This is a genomic window from Kluyvera intermedia (assembly GCF_021440345.1).
Lineage (GTDB): Bacteria > Pseudomonadota > Gammaproteobacteria > Enterobacterales > Enterobacteriaceae > Kluyvera > Kluyvera intermedia_A.
The window spans coordinates 1-16,861 of the sequence record NZ_JAKCNS010000013.1 but is presented as its reverse complement, the minus strand read 5'-3'; the positions used below and the strand labels follow the sequence as shown (position 1 = coordinate 16,861).

Here is a 16,861-nt window from a genome sequence, read left to right as displayed (position 1 = left end):
CCTCAGCCGGAACCGACCCCTTGAGCGGTGAGATTAACGACGGGAACGCGAGCGCGTTCTGGCTGAAGATATAGCTGACGAACTTCGGCAGGTTCTGGAGCATATTGCTGTCGATGTAATAGCTTTCCGCCTGCCGAAGCATGCGCTCGTTATCGACTTTTTCTGTCAGCACCGCCGTGGTGGTGACTTTCCGGCTTTCATCATCGACTAAAATCGTGCCCGACATGCGCGCAATCCATTCGGCGGTGTCTGGATCCTGAAGTTTATATACCAGCTTAAACTTGCAGTTTTCCACAACCGCCCCAACCACGGCGTCGCCGTTTAAATCCGCCGGACAGTCGCGCAGGTCGGCAATTGACTGGTGCGCCATTAATATATGGACGCCTTTATCGCGTGCCGCGCCTAACCCTTCGAGCGCCGGTTTGGACAGGTGATATTTCACCTCGTCCTTAAAGATGGCGATGGGGCGGATATTCCCCGCGACGCGGTCGCGCAATTCCGCGAGCTGGAACAGGCGAACTAAAATCATGCGCTGCGCGGTAATGATTTTAGAGTTACGCATCGAACCGATGATATAGCAGCAGCCGCCCTTGTCGAAAATCTCCTTCAGCGCAAAACCGCCTGGCGCGTTAATGCTGTTGAGCATTGCCAGCTCCTCGGTTTTACCGTGAAAGGCTTTAATCGTCTCGCCAATGCCCTGAACATAATCGCCGTTATAAATATCCCGCACGGTTGCGCCCGGATTATCCTTCACGAACTGCGCCGCCGTTCTCGCCGCCTTGCGGTCGTCGATACGGTAAAAATCCGCCGCCTCGCCTTTTTCCGCCAGACTGAAACCGGCCACGAATAATTCCTCCAGATGGTCGGCGGTGATACCGTCGATAAGGTTCATCTGGTATTCCTGTTTATTCAGGTCGATAAGCACAAAGGGTTTTCCGGCGTCCGCGCACGCTTTTTTATACAGGTGCGGTGCCCACTCGTCGTTTTTGGGGTCGAGAACAAAAACGCCCTCGTCGGCGAGGATGCTCTGATAAAGCAGAATACCGGTTACGACGCCTTTACCGGCACCAGTGGTGCCGATAATGTCGGCGTGCTGGGTCTGCCATTCTTTTAACGGAATATATTGCGGCTCACCCTCGCGGCTCAGCCCGATAAAAATCCCCTTATTCAGATCGATGTAATCCATCGGATCGTATTCTGTGGTGACGGGTAAAATTTCTTTTACCCGGCGAACGTCGGTTCTGCGGTCGCGCTCCATGCTGGTTTTTTTCACCATGCCGCGTTTGACCTTATCAAATTCAGGCGAGATCAAACGCCGTAAAACCACGTGCAGAATAAAACCGGCGACGGTAAACAGTAGCGCCATTGTCCAGGTAAGCAGCGGCGGACTGGCGATATCTTCCCGGCCATAAATGCGCTGTAAAAACCAAACGGCCACTGGCGCTATCGAGCCGAAAACAAAACAGATCATGGAAAGCAGAATTAAGATCCTTTGCAGAAACGTCGGCTTTTCCTGACCGCCGTGTTTCGCAGAAAATATAAAAGGCAGCATGACGCCGGACAGCAGCGCTAACGCCAGTTGATGCGCCTGCAAAAAGGCGATAAAGGCCAGGACGGCATTTGCTATCGGCGACAGCAAATGATTCAGTTTGTCGAATATCACGATATTCTCCTTCACTTAAATTCGGTCAGCACCATCGGTCAGTCAGAACGGTCACAGGTTGTGATCGTTCTGACTGACCGATTCCATGCTGCAAAAGAAGTGGCCGCTAAGCGGCCATGATCGCAGGAGGTACACTCCCGCGATCTAACGGCGTGCGGCATTACGCGCGGGCTGGACGCCCTTACTGCATGTCGCATGGGGGTAATGTCCTGGCTGAACGCCCGGCCAAAACCCCCAAGGTCAAAAGAGGCCACACCGTCGCGCGCTACGCGCGACCGGCTTTTGGCCGGAGACTTAGGCACGACGGTGTGGGGGGCAAGCCCCCCACATAAACCGACGCGTGGGCGCGTCTTTTTGCTCGCTGGGGCGGCAAAATTTATTCGGCCCCCCCCGGCTTTTTTCGGCTCACTTGGGGTGAGCGCTCAAAAAGTGGAATCGGCGACGCAAATTAGCAATTTCTTCGAAATTGAATTTACTCGCCTCCTGCCACTTCGCAGACTCAGGCGGCCTGTCGATTAGCAATTTTTTCAAAATTGAATCGCCATGCTCGCCAGTCTTCGAAGCCCGAAAAACCAGGTCAAAACCGACCCTGTGCCGTTGTTAGTCGGTGGTAATAAGGAAGGATTCAAGAGGTTTTCCGGCGTCAAGTTCTTGCTGAATTACAACCGGCACGCGTCCGACGCCTGACCATTTTTTATGCACGCCGTTTTCAAAATACTGATATTTAGCTTTGCGTTTTGCCGACTTTTTGGCGGGAGTTGTACTAACCAGCTCTGTCGGTGAAAAGCCCTCCGATTCAATCAGCGCCAGCAATTCATTGCGCTTTTCTTCCCGCTGTCGGCGTAGCTTTTCCTGCTCGATATGCTCTGCGCGTTTTTCATCAAGCGCTGCTGAAATACGTGCACTCAGCATCTCCAGAAAGGCAAAATCACTTTCACGTAAAAACTTTTTCAGCGCGCGCTCTGAGGTTAATTCGTCCTGGATACGGTTCATAATTTCAGCTCCTTCGGCATAGATACGTTCAATCCTTTCAGCGGATCGCGTGGTGGATATTCAAAACCGAGTTCCCCGGTTTGCGCGTTTTTCAGCGTGACGATCATCGAATAGGTGTCGTCGTTTTTCTTCGATTTAAAACCTTTAATAACGTCGGTTTTGCCCTTGCCGATTAACTTCTCGGCCTGTTTTTCCGTCAGCTTTTTGCCGCGCACTTCCAGCCATATTTTGAACTGACAGCCCGTACAGGCGCAGGTTTTCGGCGTCATAACCAGCTCAGAACCGCACGACGGACATTTAACCGCGAGGCGGTTAAGCGCCGTTTTAACGGGCTGTTTTTCCGTCGCGCTGATGGCAATATCGGCGCTCTCAACCAGGCGGGAAACTTCCGCGTAAAGACCATCAATAAAGCGCTCGATGGTCATTTCGCCGGTTTCAACCGCCGCCTGTTTTTCAGCCCATACGGCGGTCATATCCGGCTGCGTCACCGAGTCGGGCAGGGCATCAATTAACGCCAGCCCGGCGGCAGTTGGGATAAATTTGCCCTTTTCCACGGTGATGTAATCGCGGGTTTTCAGCGTCTCAATAATAGCCGCGCGGGTCGCCGGTGTGCCGATGCCGCCGTGTTCATCTTTTTTGTCTTTATCCTTCTCCTTGAGCAATTTTTTAATGCGCGGATCGGCGACAAAATCGGCCACGCGAACGAGGGCAGCGAGCAGGGTCGCCTCGGTAAACAGCGGCAGCGGTTTAGTTTTTTTCTCCGAAATCACCACCTCGCGGCAGGTTAATGTCGCCCCGGTTTGCAGGCGGCTGATGGCCTCAAACGAGGTGCTGTTTTCGTCCTCCTCGTCGTCTTCTTCCGCGTCGTTCAGGAACGTCGTAAAACCCGCATCGGTGATTTTACGCGCCGAGACTTTAAACATCTCGTCACCGCATTTAATCTCCGCGATCGACTCGTCATAGCGCTTTTTCGCCACGAACTGCGCGAGATAAAACTGCGCGATGGTGAGATAAACCGCCTTTTCCTTGTCGGTAAGGCGGCTTAAATCCGGCATGTTCGTCGTCGGGATAATGGCGGTGTGGGCGGTGACTTTTTTACTGTCAAACGCCGCACTTTTTTGCGCCGTGTCGGTGGTAAGGCCGTTAAAAACGTCGAGCGTTTTTAAGGCCGCCACCACCTGTGGCGCGTCGTTGAATTGTTCATCGGACAGATAAGAACAGTCAGAGCGGTTGTAGGTAATGTATTTACTGTCCTTGAGCTTCTGCGTGATATCGAGCGTCTGCTGCGCGGTCAGTTTGTGCCTGCGGTTCATATACACCTGGAGGCGCAGCAGGTTAAACGGCAGCGGTGCGGCCGTGGTTTTTCCCCGGTCGGTGGCGGCCGCGAGCACGCTGGCCGGTTTTCCGGCCAGAGCCCTCGCGAGTCCTTCCCCCCAGGCCTTATCCGTCAGCCGCTTTTTATCGTCCACCGGCGCGTATTCGGACGTCTGCCAGCGGGCGCAGACAACGTCCGTACCGCTGATAAACTGCCCTGCGAGCTGGTAGTAAAACGCCTCGCTGTGCGCCTGATTGTCGCGCCACCGGCGCACAATCATTCCCAGCACCGGCGTCTGGACGCGGCCAACCGAAATCGTGCCCTTATAGCCCTTATCGCGGGCTTTGAGGGTGTAACAGCGGCTCATACTGAAGCCAAAAATCGCGTCTCCTGCGCTGCGCATCAGGGCTTTCAGGTACATCCCACGAAAATCGCTGTTATCGCGCAGGGAGTTGATGGCTTTTTTCACCGCTGGCGCGGTGTTGTCGTTAATAAGCGCCCGTTTCACCGGCGCGGTGTTTCCGGCGAACTCCAGCACCTCGTCAACCAGGAGCTGCCCCTCGTCGTCCGGGTCGCCGCAGTGGACAACCATTTTGATATCCGGGCGCCGAATCAGCTTCACCAGGGTATTAGCCTGCTTTGCCACGCTCGCTTTTGGCTGAAGCTGTACCGGGTACAGCTTCAGCGGCAGGGTGTCGAGCGACCAGGTGGCGTAGGCCGGGTTGATCGTCTCCGGGGGCACCATTTCCAGCACGTGGCCGACGCAGTAGCTCACGATATCGGTCGCCGATTCGGCATAGCCGTCGTGCCGGGTGAAGTTGCCGCCCAGCGCTTTCGCGATATCGCTCGCGACTGCGGGTTTTTCTGCAATCCACAGTCTCATTCTTGATCTCTCCTGATTTCATCCATCGTTTCGAAGTACATCATTCGACTTTCCTGAAAGTCGTTATCAGACAGACTAAAGCCATGATCCGCCGCTACTGTCATGAACGTCTCAGCATCACGGACGCTGAGACTGGTCAGAACATCGTGCAATTCGCACAGGGCGCGATATTGGTAGATTTCGTAATGCAGGCCGCAGCCGCGATGCGCTTCTTTCTCGATGCGAGAAATCAGGCTCGCGGCACTAACGGAATCACCACGCACATGCGGCCACGGCGGGGCTATAAATCCGGTTTTTGTTGCCATTGGAGTGCATCCTTATCGTCGAGTTTTTCCCATTCCGCCGCCTCGTCGTCGCTCAGCGGAACGGTGTAAAAGAAGACCGGCATACTGAGCACGGAGCGGAAGAACGACTGACGTTCTGCTGGTAATGCCTGGAAGGTCGGCGAGTGCTGCGCGGCGAGCTGGACGAGTTCGGACGTGTTGGCCTGAAAATGATCCTGTTTCTGGCTGATTTCCGACAAAACGAGCAGCACCGTCTGCAAATCACCTGCAGGAAGCTCCTCATCTTTCAGCAGCCCGGAAAAGTTATTAATAGAAACGGTTTGATTAATCACGTGGTGTCTCCTTTACGGCTGCCGTTTTACCAACCGTTCATACGGCCAAATTTCGAGATGATCTTGCCGACAATGGCGCTGTCAGCGGACGGGCAGGCGCTCAGTTTTTTCTGCCGCGCTGCGGCGGTGTGATCGGGTAAAAACGACCCCTTTTTTTTCTTTTTGATGCTCATGAAATTTTTGTACATCGGGTCACACTCGGCGGGACTGCTGCCGTCGAGCTTTCCGGCCAGGCACAGCACCATCGCGCACGGGTCATTCGGGTCGGCATTCTGGCCATCGGCGGCGAACGCCGGAGAAGTAAGGGCGCACAGCAGCGCCGCCGTGATTACGGTGTGTTTCATGATGATTTCCTCTGAAGGGAAGCAGGGCGCTAACGCCCGTTGGTTGTTCAACGTCGGTGACGGTCTGAAGGACTCAGACCGTCGCCGCCGTTATCGGTAGAAGACGATTTCTGAGGTGTCGCAGGTCAGGCAGCCGGAGCGGGGGCGAAACTCCACCACACCCTTGTAGCCGCCCTCGCGGAGCCAGGTTTTGGCCGCAAAGAAGCGCTGGCCGTCCGGGGCATTTACTACCGCGCGCGAGGCGTGCGCAACCGCGTACCACTGTGCGGCCGGGTAAATCCCGCCGGGTTCAAAACGCGCAAGCACCTGCGACCAGTGCCCTTCCGTCACCGGCGAGGCCACGATAAGACGGTTGGGTTCCCATACCGGCCGGGTGGTCGTTACCGGCTGCGCCGGTTGTGACCAGTCAACGGCCGCAGGCTCCGGTGGCGAAGAACAGCCCGCCAGGAGGACGACGATCGCCGTCAGGCCGGTCAGTTTAGGCAGCATCATTGAAACTCTCCTTCATAGCCTGCATGTGCAGGGGTTTAAAATAGACGTCGCTCATGCGGCGCACGTTGCCGTGAACGTCCACGCTCACAATGACGTCGACGCAGTGCAGTACCTTGCGCAGCAGCACGTCAACCGGCATGCCCCGGCACGCCGGATGCTCGTAGCAGCGGTCAATCAGCCCGGAGATACACTCGCGCGGGCTGCCCGCGTGCAGGGAGGACATAAACCCCTCGTGCCCGGACTCAATCAGCTTGAGTGCGTCCCACGCCTCGCGGCCACGCACCTCGGCGAGCAGGGGGCGGTCGGGGTTCATACGGTAAATCGCGCGCACCAGGCGATCAGAGGTGACTATTGCGCCCTCTCCGGCGTCCGCCGGGTAGAACAGATGAACGTAGTTTTTCTGGCTGTAAAACTTCAGCTCCGGGTTGTCCTCGATGGTGATAAGGCGCAGCGTCTCGGGAATGTAGTGCAGCAGCATCTTCATGTAGGTGGTTTTCCCAGAGCCTGTTTCCCCCACCACAAAGAGCGTTTTGCCGTACTCCACGCACTTTTCCATAAAAAGCGGGATATTCCCGGACAGGTATATGCGGCTCAGCTCCCCGTCTTTTGATTCCACCTTTTCTGTACCCTGCACCCGGTCATAAAACCCGGCATCGATATACGACTGATGGGTGCGCTGGAAGTAGTCCGGCTTACGCAGGGTGATTGAGATGGTGTTGCGCTCACAGGCCGGGGGCACCACTATCTGGCAGCGTTCTCCTGTAGGGAGCGTGGCCGAGAGGATAGGCGACGTTTCATCAATGGTGTCGTTGTTCCACACGGCCAGCGCCCTGGCAAAGGACGAGCACTGGCGCAGCGTGACCGGCGAGGCGTGCATTTCCCACGCCCCGTTGATTTTTGTGTGCAGCTCTCCGGGGCGGTTGATGGCAATTTCCGTCAGCCCCTCCCGGCTCAGGTAGTCCCCGAACAACAGATCGCGCAGGTGTGACAGCGCGACGTTGCCCTCTGACGGGGTATCAGTCAGTTTATCGTCCATCGCTTACCTCATGCGCAGTCTGTAGACGTCTGAAAAATCAATGTCCGCCCCCGTGACCAGGCCAATCACGTCACCCTGGTTGAGGTACATCGTCGGCGGGATGTTGATGCTGTTTTCCAGGAGCGTTTTTGCCATTTCCGCCGTGGCCGCGCGGGTGTTCTCCGTGTAGTCCGTGTTGCGATCCTTGCCCGGCGACGAGCCGGAGGCCGCAGCGGCAAAGTCCTGTACCGTGCCGAGCAGGAGGGTATTACCTATCCGCTCCAGCCAGTGATTGTCTATCCAGCCCGCGACGCCGTTCTCGCCAAGCGCCCCCACGGCCTGGCTGTCAACCATCGGAATAACCAGGCGGCCGGGTTCCGGCGTGCGCAGTTCGGTGATGGCGAGGAACAGACGCCCCTGCCCGTTTTTCAGCGTGCCGGTGCGGTACAGGCCGCGCGCCTCAGTGCCTGCCGGGATAAGGCGCACGGCGTTGCTGGCGCTGTAAATGTCCTCGCTGATAAGGCAGTTAAAGCGCCCGCCCACGTCCGATACAAAGCGCTGCATCATCGCGCAGGGGATATGCCGGTCGGCCGGAATGTACAAATCCGGATCGAGGCCGAGCCGCTTCACGCCGGTAATGCGCGCCAGCCCGTTATCCTGCGACTGCCCGGCGGGTGTTGCAGAGCCTGGCGCGGACGCGCTGCCCGCAGGTGATACGTTACTGCTGGACGTGCTTTTCGGGGCGCTGCTTGCAGTGGTTGGGGCGCTGTCTGCCAGGGCGCTGACCTTGTCAAACGTCAGGGGGGGCGGTGATGCCTGCGGCGGCGCGGCGGTATCAGTCGGAGTAGTCTTCTCCTGGCCGGTTGTGTCTGCCAGCTGTCCCAGCGGGTTCAGATCCCGTCCGAGGTTATTGCGCTCGCGGGCGGGGGAGGTGGCGTGCGATTCCGGTTCATGGCTCGCGCTTTTCCCGCTGCCGTCACCCTTCAGTTTCGCCATCAGGTAATCCCCGCCGGTGGCGATAATGACCAGTAACACCAGGCTGATGGCGGCCAGCACGAGCGTGCGGCGGCTGCGGCGCTTCGCGTGCTGCACCACCTGTGGCTGTCCGGGTGGCACCGCGCCTGCGGCGGGTTTATCGCCGTCAATCTCTGCCCGCGCCCGCTCGCGGGCTTCCGCCTCCAGTTCGGCGGCGGTTTTAATGTCTTTCTGTTCGTTCATCATTTGCTCTCCAGTTTCACATCCGGTGAGACGGTGCTGCCGTTCGCCACGGTGACTTTCCCGTAACTGCCGTTTTCAATCCCCACGACCTGGCTGCCGTAGCGCAGCACAAAGCGTGGAGAAAGAGAGCGCAGTACCATCACCCGGTAGTTACCCTCGGTGCTGAAGGTCGGGGTGATCACCTGCTCGCTGCCGCCGACGATGACGGTCGGCGACGGGATCAGCTTCTGCGGTGAAAAGCCGAGATAGGTAAACCGGCCGTCGTCATACGCAAAATCCGGGGTGATCGACTCCGAACCTGCCGCCACCCTGCGGGTGTAGTTCCAGTTGCGCGGCGCAGTGGATTTCTTCAGGGCAAACTGAATGCGTTCTTTCTCCTGCGCGGCCTGAAGCTCCTGCTGACGGGCGAGGCGGGCTGCGTCGTTCTGCCTGCGGGTATCGTCGGGGTAGCTGAAGCGCACCACAAAGGCCAGATTTCCCGCCTCGCGATCGTTATCGATCACGTTCAGCATCAGGCTGTAGTCGCGCTTTGTGGTGGTCACAAACAGGTTGGTCTGCCAGTCCTGCTGCGTGGGGGTGAAAATCTTCTGGACGGTTTTGCCGTCCGCATCCGTTACCGGCTGCTTCACCGGCGCGGGGCTAATCCCCACGCGGTTACGGTCGGGTGTGATCGTCCAGCCCTGCGGAAAACCAGCGGTGGCGGTGATCACCTCCTCGTCGGCGTCAAAAACCAGCGTCGTGATGTAACCCGCCCGCGTGTTAATCACTGTCGTGTTCTGGCTGTTGTAGGGGATGTTCTGCATGCGGCTGTCATAGGCGCTGCCGCGCGGTGTCGCCGCACCCCATGCTGACGCTGCGGTCAGCAGGAGGGCACACATCAGTACCTTATTCATCGCTTTTCTCCTTAAACCGCTGGTAACTGGTGACGATGAAGCCGAACGGGTTCACCTCGCGCTCGGAGGCCGTCATTTTCTTCTGCGGGAAATAGCGGTAGGTCATGCGCACCGTCCAGTAATCATACGTTTCGGTGTTGTCCTTGACCTTTCGAATGGTGCGCTTGATGCGCAGCATCTCCACCATGCTGGAGCCGGTGCCCTCTGACGGTACGTTGGAGAGGACTTCCACCGTGACCACATAGGCCGCCTGCTGAAACACAGCGTCCGGCGCGTCCGGGCTGTTAAACCAGTCGAGGTATTCCTTGTTGACCTCGTCGCTGTTGAACATCTGCGTCTCTCTGTAGTCCTGCTGAAGGGCGAAATAGTTGTACCCCTCGCGGCGCTTCACGTAGGACGCAGTCTGCGAGAGATTGAGCACCTCGGAGGTGTCCAGCTTGTCCTCGCCGACGGTGGTGACGCGCTCGATGCGCCCGGTCTGACGGTCGAGCGTGTACAGCTCCACGGTGGTGGTTTTGAGCGGTAGCAGCAGGATAAGGGCGGCAAGGGCGAAGACGAGCAGCAGACCGGCGAGCGCCGCCACGATCCAGCCCGCCTTTTTCATGCGCATATCCCGCTCAAGAATGGCGTTCTCAAACGAGCGCGAGTCGCTCAGGGCTTTGGCGGTAAGTTCAGACATGGGGGGTTAACTCCTGAATAATGGCCGGGGAATTGACCGGCTCCGGGTTGCCCGACACGGGCGGAAGTTGGGTGTTTCGCTGTGCGCAGCCTGCAAGCAGGCACAGCATCAGCAGCGTGATGCCGTATTTCATGGTGTTTTTCCTGTGGTAAAGACGTGACGAAGCCGCAGGACGCCGTTGCGGCGTCCCGCAGTTCAGTCAGACTGGGTTATCTCTGGTAGCGTTCCTGCATCCGCTGAACGGCGGCGCGGCTGCGGCTGCGCGCATCGCCGGTGGCGCGGGAGGCCGTGGAGGCAGACGAGGCCGTTGCGCTGCCGGTGCTGTTAAGGTTCTGTGAGGCTTTATCCCCCACCGCACCGGCTGCGGAGGAGGCGGATTGACGGGCTGAACCTACTCCCGACGCGGCAAGTGCCTGCGCGGCACCCTGTGCGGATGCACCGGCAAGCGCCTCGGCCAGCTTATAGGTCAGGACCATCACGGCGGCGGCACCCGCCGTGCCGAGGAAGACCTGAACGGCCAGAGTCAGGTAGTTGGCATCGGATGCTTTTGTGGCGCCCGCCAGGATGTAGTCCAGGTAATCCATTACCACCGTCAGGGCGATGCCGCTGAACAGGGATGTAAGGATGCAGCCCAGAATAATTCTGAGCCAGTTGCTGAACATATCCCGGAACCACGACCACATCAGGCAGTAGATAAAGATCGGGGCGGTCGCCAGCATCAGCAGCATCACCAGTTCGGCTATCAGGTTAATGATGGCCGTGATGCCTACCAGTAACATGACGCCTGCCCAGACCAGAAACTGCGCCAGAGTGCCTTTTAGAGCGACATAGGTTGAATCATCATAAGAGTAAAGCTTCTCCCCAAGTGCTTGAGCCTTTTCCCAGACGGTATCCAGCCGCGCCCAGATCGACGCGTCGCCGCTGAATCCGTCCCGCAGGCCGGTGATGGCATCCGAAACCAGATCGAGATAGCCTCCGGCGTTGGTGACGAAAATCATGATGATGAGCATCCGGCTCACGTCCCACACGATCTCCTCGAAGGGGCGGACTAGCTTGCCTGCCATCGTCTGGTAGGCGCGCCACGTGATGTACAGCGAGAGCACCGCGACGGAGAACAGGTGTGCCATCCACCCCCCCGTATCGGCGGCCACGCTGGTGAGCACGCTGTCAAACCCCTCCATGATGTGGCTGTTTAATCCGACGAATATTCCACTCATGGTGCGTTCTCCTGTCGCTAATTCAGGTCAGCAATAGGCTCTTGCACGCGAGCTTTATCAAGGTCTTTCAGGATTTGCTTATATCCTTCGGCAACATCAGGTTTAGCTTTTTCACGGTGAAGGGCGGAGCGTGCATTCTGGCAATCGGTGGGCACAAAATTATGATTAAAAATGCACTCCCTGTATTTCGCCAGCATGTCGTCATGGTGTGCCATATACCAGTCTACGGAGGTTTTATCCTCGCAGCCAGTAAGCGCGGCCACTGAGGCCAGAACAATAAAGGTCAGTGTCTTCAGTTTCATGGGGTCACCTGTTAGTTAAGGTCTGCGATTGGAGCTGTGCGCATTTGCTCGGCCTGCGCCTTTCGGCGTTGTTCGGCAAGCAGCTGGTTGCGCATCTCACTTTGTTTGACCGACATTTCCCATTGAGTGGTCAGGGCGTTCAGCTGGATACTCCGCGCGGACACTACGTTCGCCAGATCCTGCGATTCTTTACTGTCCTTCGCATTCTCGATGCGACTGGCGAGATTACTAATATCGCTCAGCGTGTCGGAAATTTTTTCCTGGATGTCAGAAGTGTCCTCGACGGACACCGCCTGATTGAGGAGCATCTGTTTGCAGCTATCCCGGTACGCCTCGCTGGCGTTCTCCGGGCAGTTGTCGAACAGTTTGTATTTGTCATACAGCCTGTTTAGTTCCCCAGCATAAGACCCGCCTGAGCCGGTTAACAGATCGTTTAAGGAAATCCCCCTGTTTTTCAGATTTTTAATGTCAGCCGTCAGGTTTTTTGCCTGATTCAGGAATGCCTGGACGTCCCGAATACCGGTGGCCGTTGCCAGCTGTTGTTTATAAGCGTTCATCTGCGACTGATAATGTTGAACCGTCTGCTGCCACTGCTGGAGCTTCTCCGCCCACTGCTGGATGTTGCTGGCGTTGGCTACTTCATCAAAAACGGGAATACCGGCCTGAGCCGGGACGTGAAAGAGACACAAGGCGACGGTCAGCGCCGTCAGGGTGGTTTTCAGTTTCATGGTGTTATCCTTTTGTGATTAAACGGCACGTCTCAGCATTTCGTCTTTCCAGTCTTCCGGCTTCATACCCTCCTGCCAGATCTCGTCAAAAATTTTCAGGTTGTCCGCACTGGCGCTGAGCAGCTTCGTGTAGCGACCTAGCCCGGAGAGGTCGAGGGTGATTTGTGCGATATACGGGCGCACGTCACCACGCCGCAGCGGAGATTTCATGATCACCATCTGGCGGGCGTAGGGGTCGAGGGTGGTCACGATGTCGTAAACCGCTTTCGGCACCCGCAGCATGTCCACGTAGTCGTACTCCTTCGCCTGCTGGTTCGCCATGAAGATGCGGGTACTACACTGCTCGATAATGGCCGCCGAGATCTCGTGCTTGCACATCTCCTCCGGCGACTGCGTGGCCGGGAAGAAAATGCCGTTGAGCTTTCGAATGACCTTCAGCATGTCGAGGGCGAATTTTGAAAACTCCGGGTCCTGAAGCCATTTCCAGAATTCATCCATGAAAATGACCAGGCGGCGGCCATCGAGGAGGCTGGTCACGCGGTAGAGCAGGTAGAAGGTGAGCGGGCTGCGCACGTCTTTGTCGTCCAGGAACTCCGTGCCGTCGATGCCGAAATTATCAATATTGTCGATATCAAAGGTGTCCACGTCATTATCAAACACCCAGCCAAACTCCCCGCCCTGCGCCCACTGCTGGAGACGGATGCGCAGCCCGTTCATCCGTGCGTCCTTCGTCGGGGCTTCATGCAGCACTTCCAGCATGCGGGTGATGCCGTTGCGACGAAGCTCAGGCGGGTAGTCCAGCATGATGGTGTCCACTGCCTCGCTGAGGCGTTCTTCATCGCGCGGGTCGAGCGGTTTGCCGTCCCTTGTGCAAATCATTCGCATCAGCTTCTTGAGGAAGTTGCGGTTACGTTTCGTTGGAGCGAGCGCAAACGGGTTAAGGCCGGTCTTCTCGCCTGAACGGAAACGGAAGTACGAGCCGCCCTGGAGGCGTATCGACATTTCCGCCGAACGGTCTTTATCAAAGACCACCGAGGTGAAGCGCTTTTTCGTCGCCCCCGGCGCAAACGACTCAGGACGCCGGTATTTCTGCATCAGATGCTGGAACATCATCAGCAGGGTCGATTTCCCCGTCCCGGTACTGCCGAGCAGCATGGTGTTACCCGGCGGCTTCTCGCTGAACTCGTCAACATCGGCCTGGCTGTTGTGCAGATTCACGTACTGACATCCCCCGGACGGGGTCGGAACAACGGCAATCGCCTCCCCCCAGGCATTCCCGTCCCGCTTGTGCGGGTGAAAGTTGTGAAACGACACCATTTCGGCGTAGTTGAGGCTGCTCACCGGCACCAGACGCGGGCGCAGGTGATACACACCCGGCAACTGCGCGAGATACGCCGCCGACAGCGACTCGCGGGACAGGGTCATGATGAAACCGAGATCCTTCAGGGTATCCGCCAGGGTGTTGGTGTCCCGGATAACCTGCTCGCTGGTTGGGGCGCTGACAATAAGCGTCTGGTGATATTTCCCGAATGAAATAATGCCGGACTGAAGCATGTCGCGGGCGACCTTCAGGTCTTCCTGCTGGGAGATCGCATCATCCTCGGCAGACTTCAGGCGTTTCTCGATGGTGCGGATGCAGCCCCGCGCTTCATCCTTACCCATGCAGGTATAGGACTGCGTGAACACGTACCGGCAGCGGGCATAAAGAAGCGAGTCATACAGCCCGGTGATGGTTTCAGTGCTGTAATCCTTGATTTCCAGCCCGCGAAAGTAGCTCTGGCCGTCGGTGTGGCTGACCTGGCCAATGTCGGTGGAAGGGAAAATATCCGTGCCGCCCAGCACGTCATAAAACGGCGTGCGGGTGACGCGGACTTTCTGCCACCTGCCGGTGATCAGAAAGTTGTAAAACGCCAGCTGGGAGGAGAACACGTGCCCGTTCTCCTCATAAGTGCCAAGCGGCCGCGCCGCGTAGCGTGACAGCGCCGTGCCAATCGCTTGCCGGTGCTCCTGCATCACCTGCAGGGCATTGTCGAGCAGGGTTTTACGTTCGCCCAGGGACTTCTGTTTCATGGTCGCCCGCTCAATGCCGGTGTGCGGATTGAAGCAGACGGTGAAGAAGAGGCGACGCTGGTAGAAAGGTTTGCCCTCGCGGGAGGCGTAAAACAGACGCGCGATTTCATCTGAAAACGGAATCCCGGATTCACATTCAAGCGTGTCGGTAAATTCGTCGCTCACCAGATGGGTATAGAAGGTAACGGGTAGCCCCTCAAAGGAGCGGATAACGTTGTTGAGCTGCATGTCCAGGGTGGCGAGGTAATGTTCATCCTCGCATTCAAAAATGGTACCGCCGATCTCCCAGGTGCTGACAAAGTCACCTTTTTTGTTCTTCACCACCTGCTCGTGCAGGTGGGAAGACCAGGGGAGATAGCGGGACAGCGGGATACTCTCGTTGAGCCGCATATGTTTTATAAACTCCGTAACGTCTATGGCGTCGTACTGGTTTGCGACAAGCGCCTTTGTCCCGAAATGCCGGGTCGCCGCGCGGTTGCCACGCGTTTTAAACGCCAGCAACTTCAGGTCAAAGAAATGAATGTCCTCTTTTGCCAGCCGTCTCAGCTCGATAAAGGCAGGTATGAGAAGCAGGAGAAGCCAGTAAAAACGTGACCAGACGGCCGCCAGGGTAAGGATGCACAGGGTGAACAGCAGGGGGACAAGCGGGACCCCCCACAGCGCCGCCGGTCGGGTCAGCGCCTTGTTGAGGATGGTCATGCTGCCTCCTTAGGCGGCGAAGTAGGCACCGAACCCGGACGCCCCGGCGAGCAGGACACCCGCCCAGAACACGCGCTGGAGATCGTGCCAGGCCTTGCCGTCAACAAGCATCTTGTAGGCGATAAAGGCCACCGCACAGCTGATAGTGACGACTGACATACCAGTTAGGCCGAGGAAGACCCAGTTAATGGCGTCACTGCCTTTCTGAAATGCCTGGTCAGCGCTGGCCGCCATTGCTGGAACAGCAGACAGGGCGGAAAATGCGGCAATCAGGCGGGTTGCAGCGGTTTTGATAGTACGTAAAGTCATGATCTCTTCCTTAATCAGAAGACACAGCGAGGCCGCCGCGCACGACATGTGGCGGATAAGCAGCGATGCTGGTCGGGGTGGTGTCGGGTGCCGGAATTACGCCGCGTATGACGCTATCCGGGTAAACAGTGTTGTCGGACGGGACGGCAGGCGCTTCCCCGGATGAGGGAGATGCTGTCTGCTGTTCTGCCCGCGTTGAGGGCACAACGTAGCCAATACGCTGTACGTAGCTTGTGTTGCCGAACGCGCTTTCCGGGCGCTGGCCGGTTTCAAAGTTGCCTGAGTAATAGCAGCTCAGGGCGCGCTGTAATGTTCCTCCTCGTTGATAGCAGTCGGTGATGATTTTCGCGGCAACAGTCATGTTGTCACAGGGGTTAAACATGGATTCGGCGCTTACGCCGAACTGCGGGAAGTTGGTGCTGGTTATCTGCATCAGCCCTACTGAATAACGGTGCTTTTTCTGCTTTATGGCCTCCACAATTTTTAGCGCCTCGTCTTTCGACGAAGGCAGATGAGAAATCACGCGGCTCCTGCCGCCCTTTACCGGGACAATCTCAGCGATGGCATATGGATTTAAGCCGGATTCGGTGCGGGTGATGTCGTGGATGGTATCGGGGTGAACGGCGGGAGCACACTGCATTGCGAGCTGAAACAACGCGGCAGTGGTTAACATAGTCAGTCCTTTCTGTAGAGCAGTACCTTACCGGTGGCACAGTCCGGGTTGATAAATAACTGAATGTCGCCCTGGCTGTTAGCTTGGGCAACACCGATTTTTGTAAGCGTCATTGCCAGCCGATCACCCTTCACCGAATACACGTTGTGCGTGTACTCGGTCATGGGGGTGAATACGGCTTCAAGCAGTGAGGCCGGAGCAGGCGTGATGTCAGGCATTACATTTCCTATTTTCCAGCAGTGAGGTGATTGCATCGATACGTCGCAGCCTGTCGGCAATAAGTACGGATACATCGGATTTTTTGAGTCCCTGCGCTTTCACAGTCAGGGTAGTGATTTCTGCCCGCAGGGCTGCCCGTTCAATTAGCAATTCTCGGACGTTATCCGGCAGCTCCCTGAGCGACCAGGTGCCATTAATGGCACGCGTGATACGGTCACGGGAGGAGCGTAGCGGCGGCTTGCCGAGAGTTGAATAAGGATTCTGACGCAGCGCCTTACGGTGGACGGTTTGCATGCTCATGGCTGTTTCTCCTGGGTATGAGTAAGCCACCCGCGTGCGGTGCACAGTGGGAGACAGGGAAGGATTAAACGGGAGGCTTAACGATACAGAGGAGTGAGAGTGTTACCCATTACAGGCGCGGCACGTCATCTCTTTACGCAGTCACAGAAAACACCTCCTTATCCTGACCGGGGAACGCCGCTGCTAGGTTATTAGGGGTCGTCTCAGAAAACGGAAAAAATCGTACGCTAAGC

20 protein-coding genes are annotated in these 16,861 nt (G+C 57.1%); all 20 read right to left on the bottom strand.

Annotated features, from left to right (window positions below; genetic code table 11):
* A partial coding sequence (locus tag LZ634_RS04295) for a type IV secretory system conjugative DNA transfer family protein (protein ID WP_234502555.1) occupies positions 1-1,663 on the bottom strand: 1,663 nt, incomplete at its 3' end.
* Between the two features lie 600 nt (positions 1,664-2,263).
* Entirely contained in the window at positions 2,264-2,656 is a 393-nt protein-coding gene (locus tag LZ634_RS04290; protein ID WP_001079960.1) for an H-NS family nucleoid-associated regulatory protein, read from the bottom strand.
* Positions 2,653-4,854 (bottom strand): type IA DNA topoisomerase, encoded by a 2,202-nt coding sequence (locus tag LZ634_RS04285; RefSeq protein WP_023281073.1) that lies wholly within the window; start codon positions 4,852-4,854, stop codon positions 2,653-2,655. The genes LZ634_RS04290 and LZ634_RS04285 overlap by 4 nt, the downstream gene beginning before the upstream one ends.
* Entirely contained in the window at positions 4,851-5,159 is a 309-nt protein-coding gene (locus tag LZ634_RS04280) for a hypothetical protein (RefSeq protein WP_000212005.1), read from the bottom strand. The genes LZ634_RS04285 and LZ634_RS04280 overlap by 4 nt, the downstream gene beginning before the upstream one ends.
* Complete coding sequence (locus tag LZ634_RS04275; protein WP_001776113.1) at positions 5,135-5,470, bottom strand: hypothetical protein; 336 nt, start codon at positions 5,468-5,470, stop codon at positions 5,135-5,137. Before LZ634_RS04275 ends, LZ634_RS04280 begins: the two co-directional genes overlap by 25 nt.
* Before the next feature lie 26 nt (positions 5,471-5,496).
* Complete coding sequence (locus LZ634_RS04270; protein WP_000683352.1) at positions 5,497-5,814, bottom strand: TrbM/KikA/MpfK family conjugal transfer protein; 318 nt, start codon at positions 5,812-5,814, stop codon at positions 5,497-5,499.
* A 90-nt stretch (positions 5,815-5,904) separates the two neighbouring features.
* Complete coding sequence (locus tag LZ634_RS04265; protein WP_001776111.1) at positions 5,905-6,306, bottom strand: cag pathogenicity island Cag12 family protein; 402 nt, start codon at positions 6,304-6,306, stop codon at positions 5,905-5,907.
* A complete protein-coding gene (gene virB11 / locus LZ634_RS04260) occupies positions 6,293-7,342 on the bottom strand; it encodes a P-type DNA transfer ATPase VirB11 (RefSeq protein ID WP_000342114.1) in 1,050 nt (349 codons plus the stop codon). The genes LZ634_RS04265 and virB11 overlap by 14 nt, the downstream gene beginning before the upstream one ends.
* A 3-nt stretch (positions 7,343-7,345) precedes the next feature.
* Positions 7,346-8,542 (bottom strand): VirB10/TraB/TrbI family type IV secretion system protein, encoded by a 1,197-nt coding sequence (gene virB10, locus LZ634_RS04255; RefSeq protein WP_061284760.1) that lies wholly within the window; start codon positions 8,540-8,542, stop codon positions 7,346-7,348.
* Positions 8,539-9,432, bottom strand: a complete 894-nt coding sequence (gene virB9 / locus LZ634_RS04250; RefSeq protein ID WP_001045307.1) for a P-type conjugative transfer protein VirB9 — start codon at positions 9,430-9,432, stop codon at positions 8,539-8,541. Before virB9 ends, virB10 begins: the two co-directional genes overlap by 4 nt.
* Entirely contained in the window at positions 9,425-10,111 is a 687-nt protein-coding gene (locus LZ634_RS04245) for a virB8 family protein (RefSeq protein ID WP_001293055.1), read from the bottom strand. The genes virB9 and LZ634_RS04245 overlap by 8 nt, the downstream gene beginning before the upstream one ends.
* On the bottom strand, positions 10,104-10,244 hold the full coding sequence (locus LZ634_RS04240) for a hypothetical protein (RefSeq protein ID WP_000873539.1): 141 nt from the start codon (positions 10,242-10,244) through the stop codon (positions 10,104-10,106). The genes LZ634_RS04245 and LZ634_RS04240 overlap by 8 nt, the downstream gene beginning before the upstream one ends.
* 76 nt (positions 10,245-10,320) lie before the next feature.
* Entirely contained in the window at positions 10,321-11,328 is a 1,008-nt protein-coding gene (locus tag LZ634_RS04235; RefSeq protein WP_000014166.1) for a type IV secretion system protein, read from the bottom strand.
* A 17-nt stretch (positions 11,329-11,345) separates the two neighbouring features.
* Positions 11,346-11,630 (bottom strand): EexN family lipoprotein, encoded by a 285-nt coding sequence (locus LZ634_RS04230; protein WP_000769859.1) that lies wholly within the window; start codon positions 11,628-11,630, stop codon positions 11,346-11,348.
* A gap of 11 nt (positions 11,631-11,641) precedes the next feature.
* A complete protein-coding gene (locus tag LZ634_RS04225) occupies positions 11,642-12,358 on the bottom strand; it encodes a type IV secretion system protein (protein WP_000770034.1) in 717 nt (238 codons plus the stop codon).
* 18 nt (positions 12,359-12,376) lie between these two features.
* Positions 12,377-15,127: a VirB3 family type IV secretion system protein gene (locus LZ634_RS04220; RefSeq protein WP_017694776.1), complete on the bottom strand. Its 2,751-nt coding sequence runs from the start codon at positions 15,125-15,127 to the stop codon at positions 12,377-12,379.
* Positions 15,128-15,136: 9 nt separating this feature from the next.
* Entirely contained in the window at positions 15,137-15,436 is a 300-nt protein-coding gene (locus LZ634_RS04215) for a TrbC/VirB2 family protein (protein WP_000175462.1), read from the bottom strand.
* 10 nt (positions 15,437-15,446) lie between these two features.
* Positions 15,447-16,109, bottom strand: coding sequence for a lytic transglycosylase domain-containing protein (locus LZ634_RS04210; protein WP_000958205.1), 663 nt, complete (start codon positions 16,107-16,109; stop codon positions 15,447-15,449).
* A gap of 2 nt (positions 16,110-16,111) precedes the next feature.
* Complete coding sequence (locus tag LZ634_RS04205) at positions 16,112-16,327, bottom strand: hypothetical protein (RefSeq protein ID WP_001112907.1); 216 nt, start codon at positions 16,325-16,327, stop codon at positions 16,112-16,114.
* Positions 16,320-16,628 (bottom strand): hypothetical protein, encoded by a 309-nt coding sequence (locus LZ634_RS04200; RefSeq protein ID WP_001776105.1) that lies wholly within the window; start codon positions 16,626-16,628, stop codon positions 16,320-16,322. Before LZ634_RS04200 ends, LZ634_RS04205 begins: the two co-directional genes overlap by 8 nt.
* Positions 16,629-16,861 lie beyond the last annotated feature (233 nt).

Excerpts from the sequence above, each read along its gene's own strand:
- virB9 (WP_001045307.1), bottom strand. The coding sequence starts at position 9,432 with ATGAATAAGGTACTGATGTGTGCCCTCCTGCTGACCGCAGCGTCAGCA.
- LZ634_RS04215 (WP_000175462.1), bottom strand. The coding sequence starts at position 15,436 with ATGACTTTACGTACTATCAAAACCGCTGCAACCCGCCTGATTGCCGCA.
- LZ634_RS04265 (WP_001776111.1), bottom strand. The coding sequence starts at position 6,306 with ATGATGCTGCCTAAACTGACCGGCCTGACGGCGATCGTCGTCCTCCTG.
- LZ634_RS04220 (WP_017694776.1), bottom strand. The coding sequence starts at position 15,127 with ATGACCATCCTCAACAAGGCGCTGACCCGACCGGCGGCGCTGTGGGGG.
- LZ634_RS04225 (WP_000770034.1), bottom strand. The coding sequence starts at position 12,358 with ATGAAACTGAAAACCACCCTGACGGCGCTGACCGTCGCCTTGTGTCTC.
- LZ634_RS04280 (WP_000212005.1), bottom strand. The coding sequence starts at position 5,159 with ATGGCAACAAAAACCGGATTTATAGCCCCGCCGTGGCCGCATGTGCGT.
- LZ634_RS04210 (WP_000958205.1), bottom strand. The coding sequence starts at position 16,109 with ATGTTAACCACTGCCGCGTTGTTTCAGCTCGCAATGCAGTGTGCTCCC.
- virB10 (WP_061284760.1), bottom strand. The coding sequence starts at position 8,542 with ATGATGAACGAACAGAAAGACATTAAAACCGCCGCCGAACTGGAGGCG.
- LZ634_RS04200 (WP_001776105.1), bottom strand. The coding sequence starts at position 16,628 with ATGAGCATGCAAACCGTCCACCGTAAGGCGCTGCGTCAGAATCCTTAT.
- virB11 (WP_000342114.1), bottom strand. The coding sequence starts at position 7,342 with ATGGACGATAAACTGACTGATACCCCGTCAGAGGGCAACGTCGCGCTG.
- LZ634_RS04230 (WP_000769859.1), bottom strand. The coding sequence starts at position 11,630 with ATGAAACTGAAGACACTGACCTTTATTGTTCTGGCCTCAGTGGCCGCG.
- LZ634_RS04245 (WP_001293055.1), bottom strand. The coding sequence starts at position 10,111 with ATGTCTGAACTTACCGCCAAAGCCCTGAGCGACTCGCGCTCGTTTGAG.
- LZ634_RS04285 (WP_023281073.1), bottom strand. The coding sequence starts at position 4,854 with ATGAGACTGTGGATTGCAGAAAAACCCGCAGTCGCGAGCGATATCGCG.
- LZ634_RS04240 (WP_000873539.1), bottom strand. The coding sequence starts at position 10,244 with ATGAAATACGGCATCACGCTGCTGATGCTGTGCCTGCTTGCAGGCTGC.
- LZ634_RS04290 (WP_001079960.1), bottom strand. The coding sequence starts at position 2,656 with ATGAACCGTATCCAGGACGAATTAACCTCAGAGCGCGCGCTGAAAAAG.
- LZ634_RS04235 (WP_000014166.1), bottom strand. The coding sequence starts at position 11,328 with ATGAGTGGAATATTCGTCGGATTAAACAGCCACATCATGGAGGGGTTT.
- LZ634_RS04270 (WP_000683352.1), bottom strand. The coding sequence starts at position 5,814 with ATGAAACACACCGTAATCACGGCGGCGCTGCTGTGCGCCCTTACTTCT.
- LZ634_RS04205 (WP_001112907.1), bottom strand. The coding sequence starts at position 16,327 with ATGCCTGACATCACGCCTGCTCCGGCCTCACTGCTTGAAGCCGTATTC.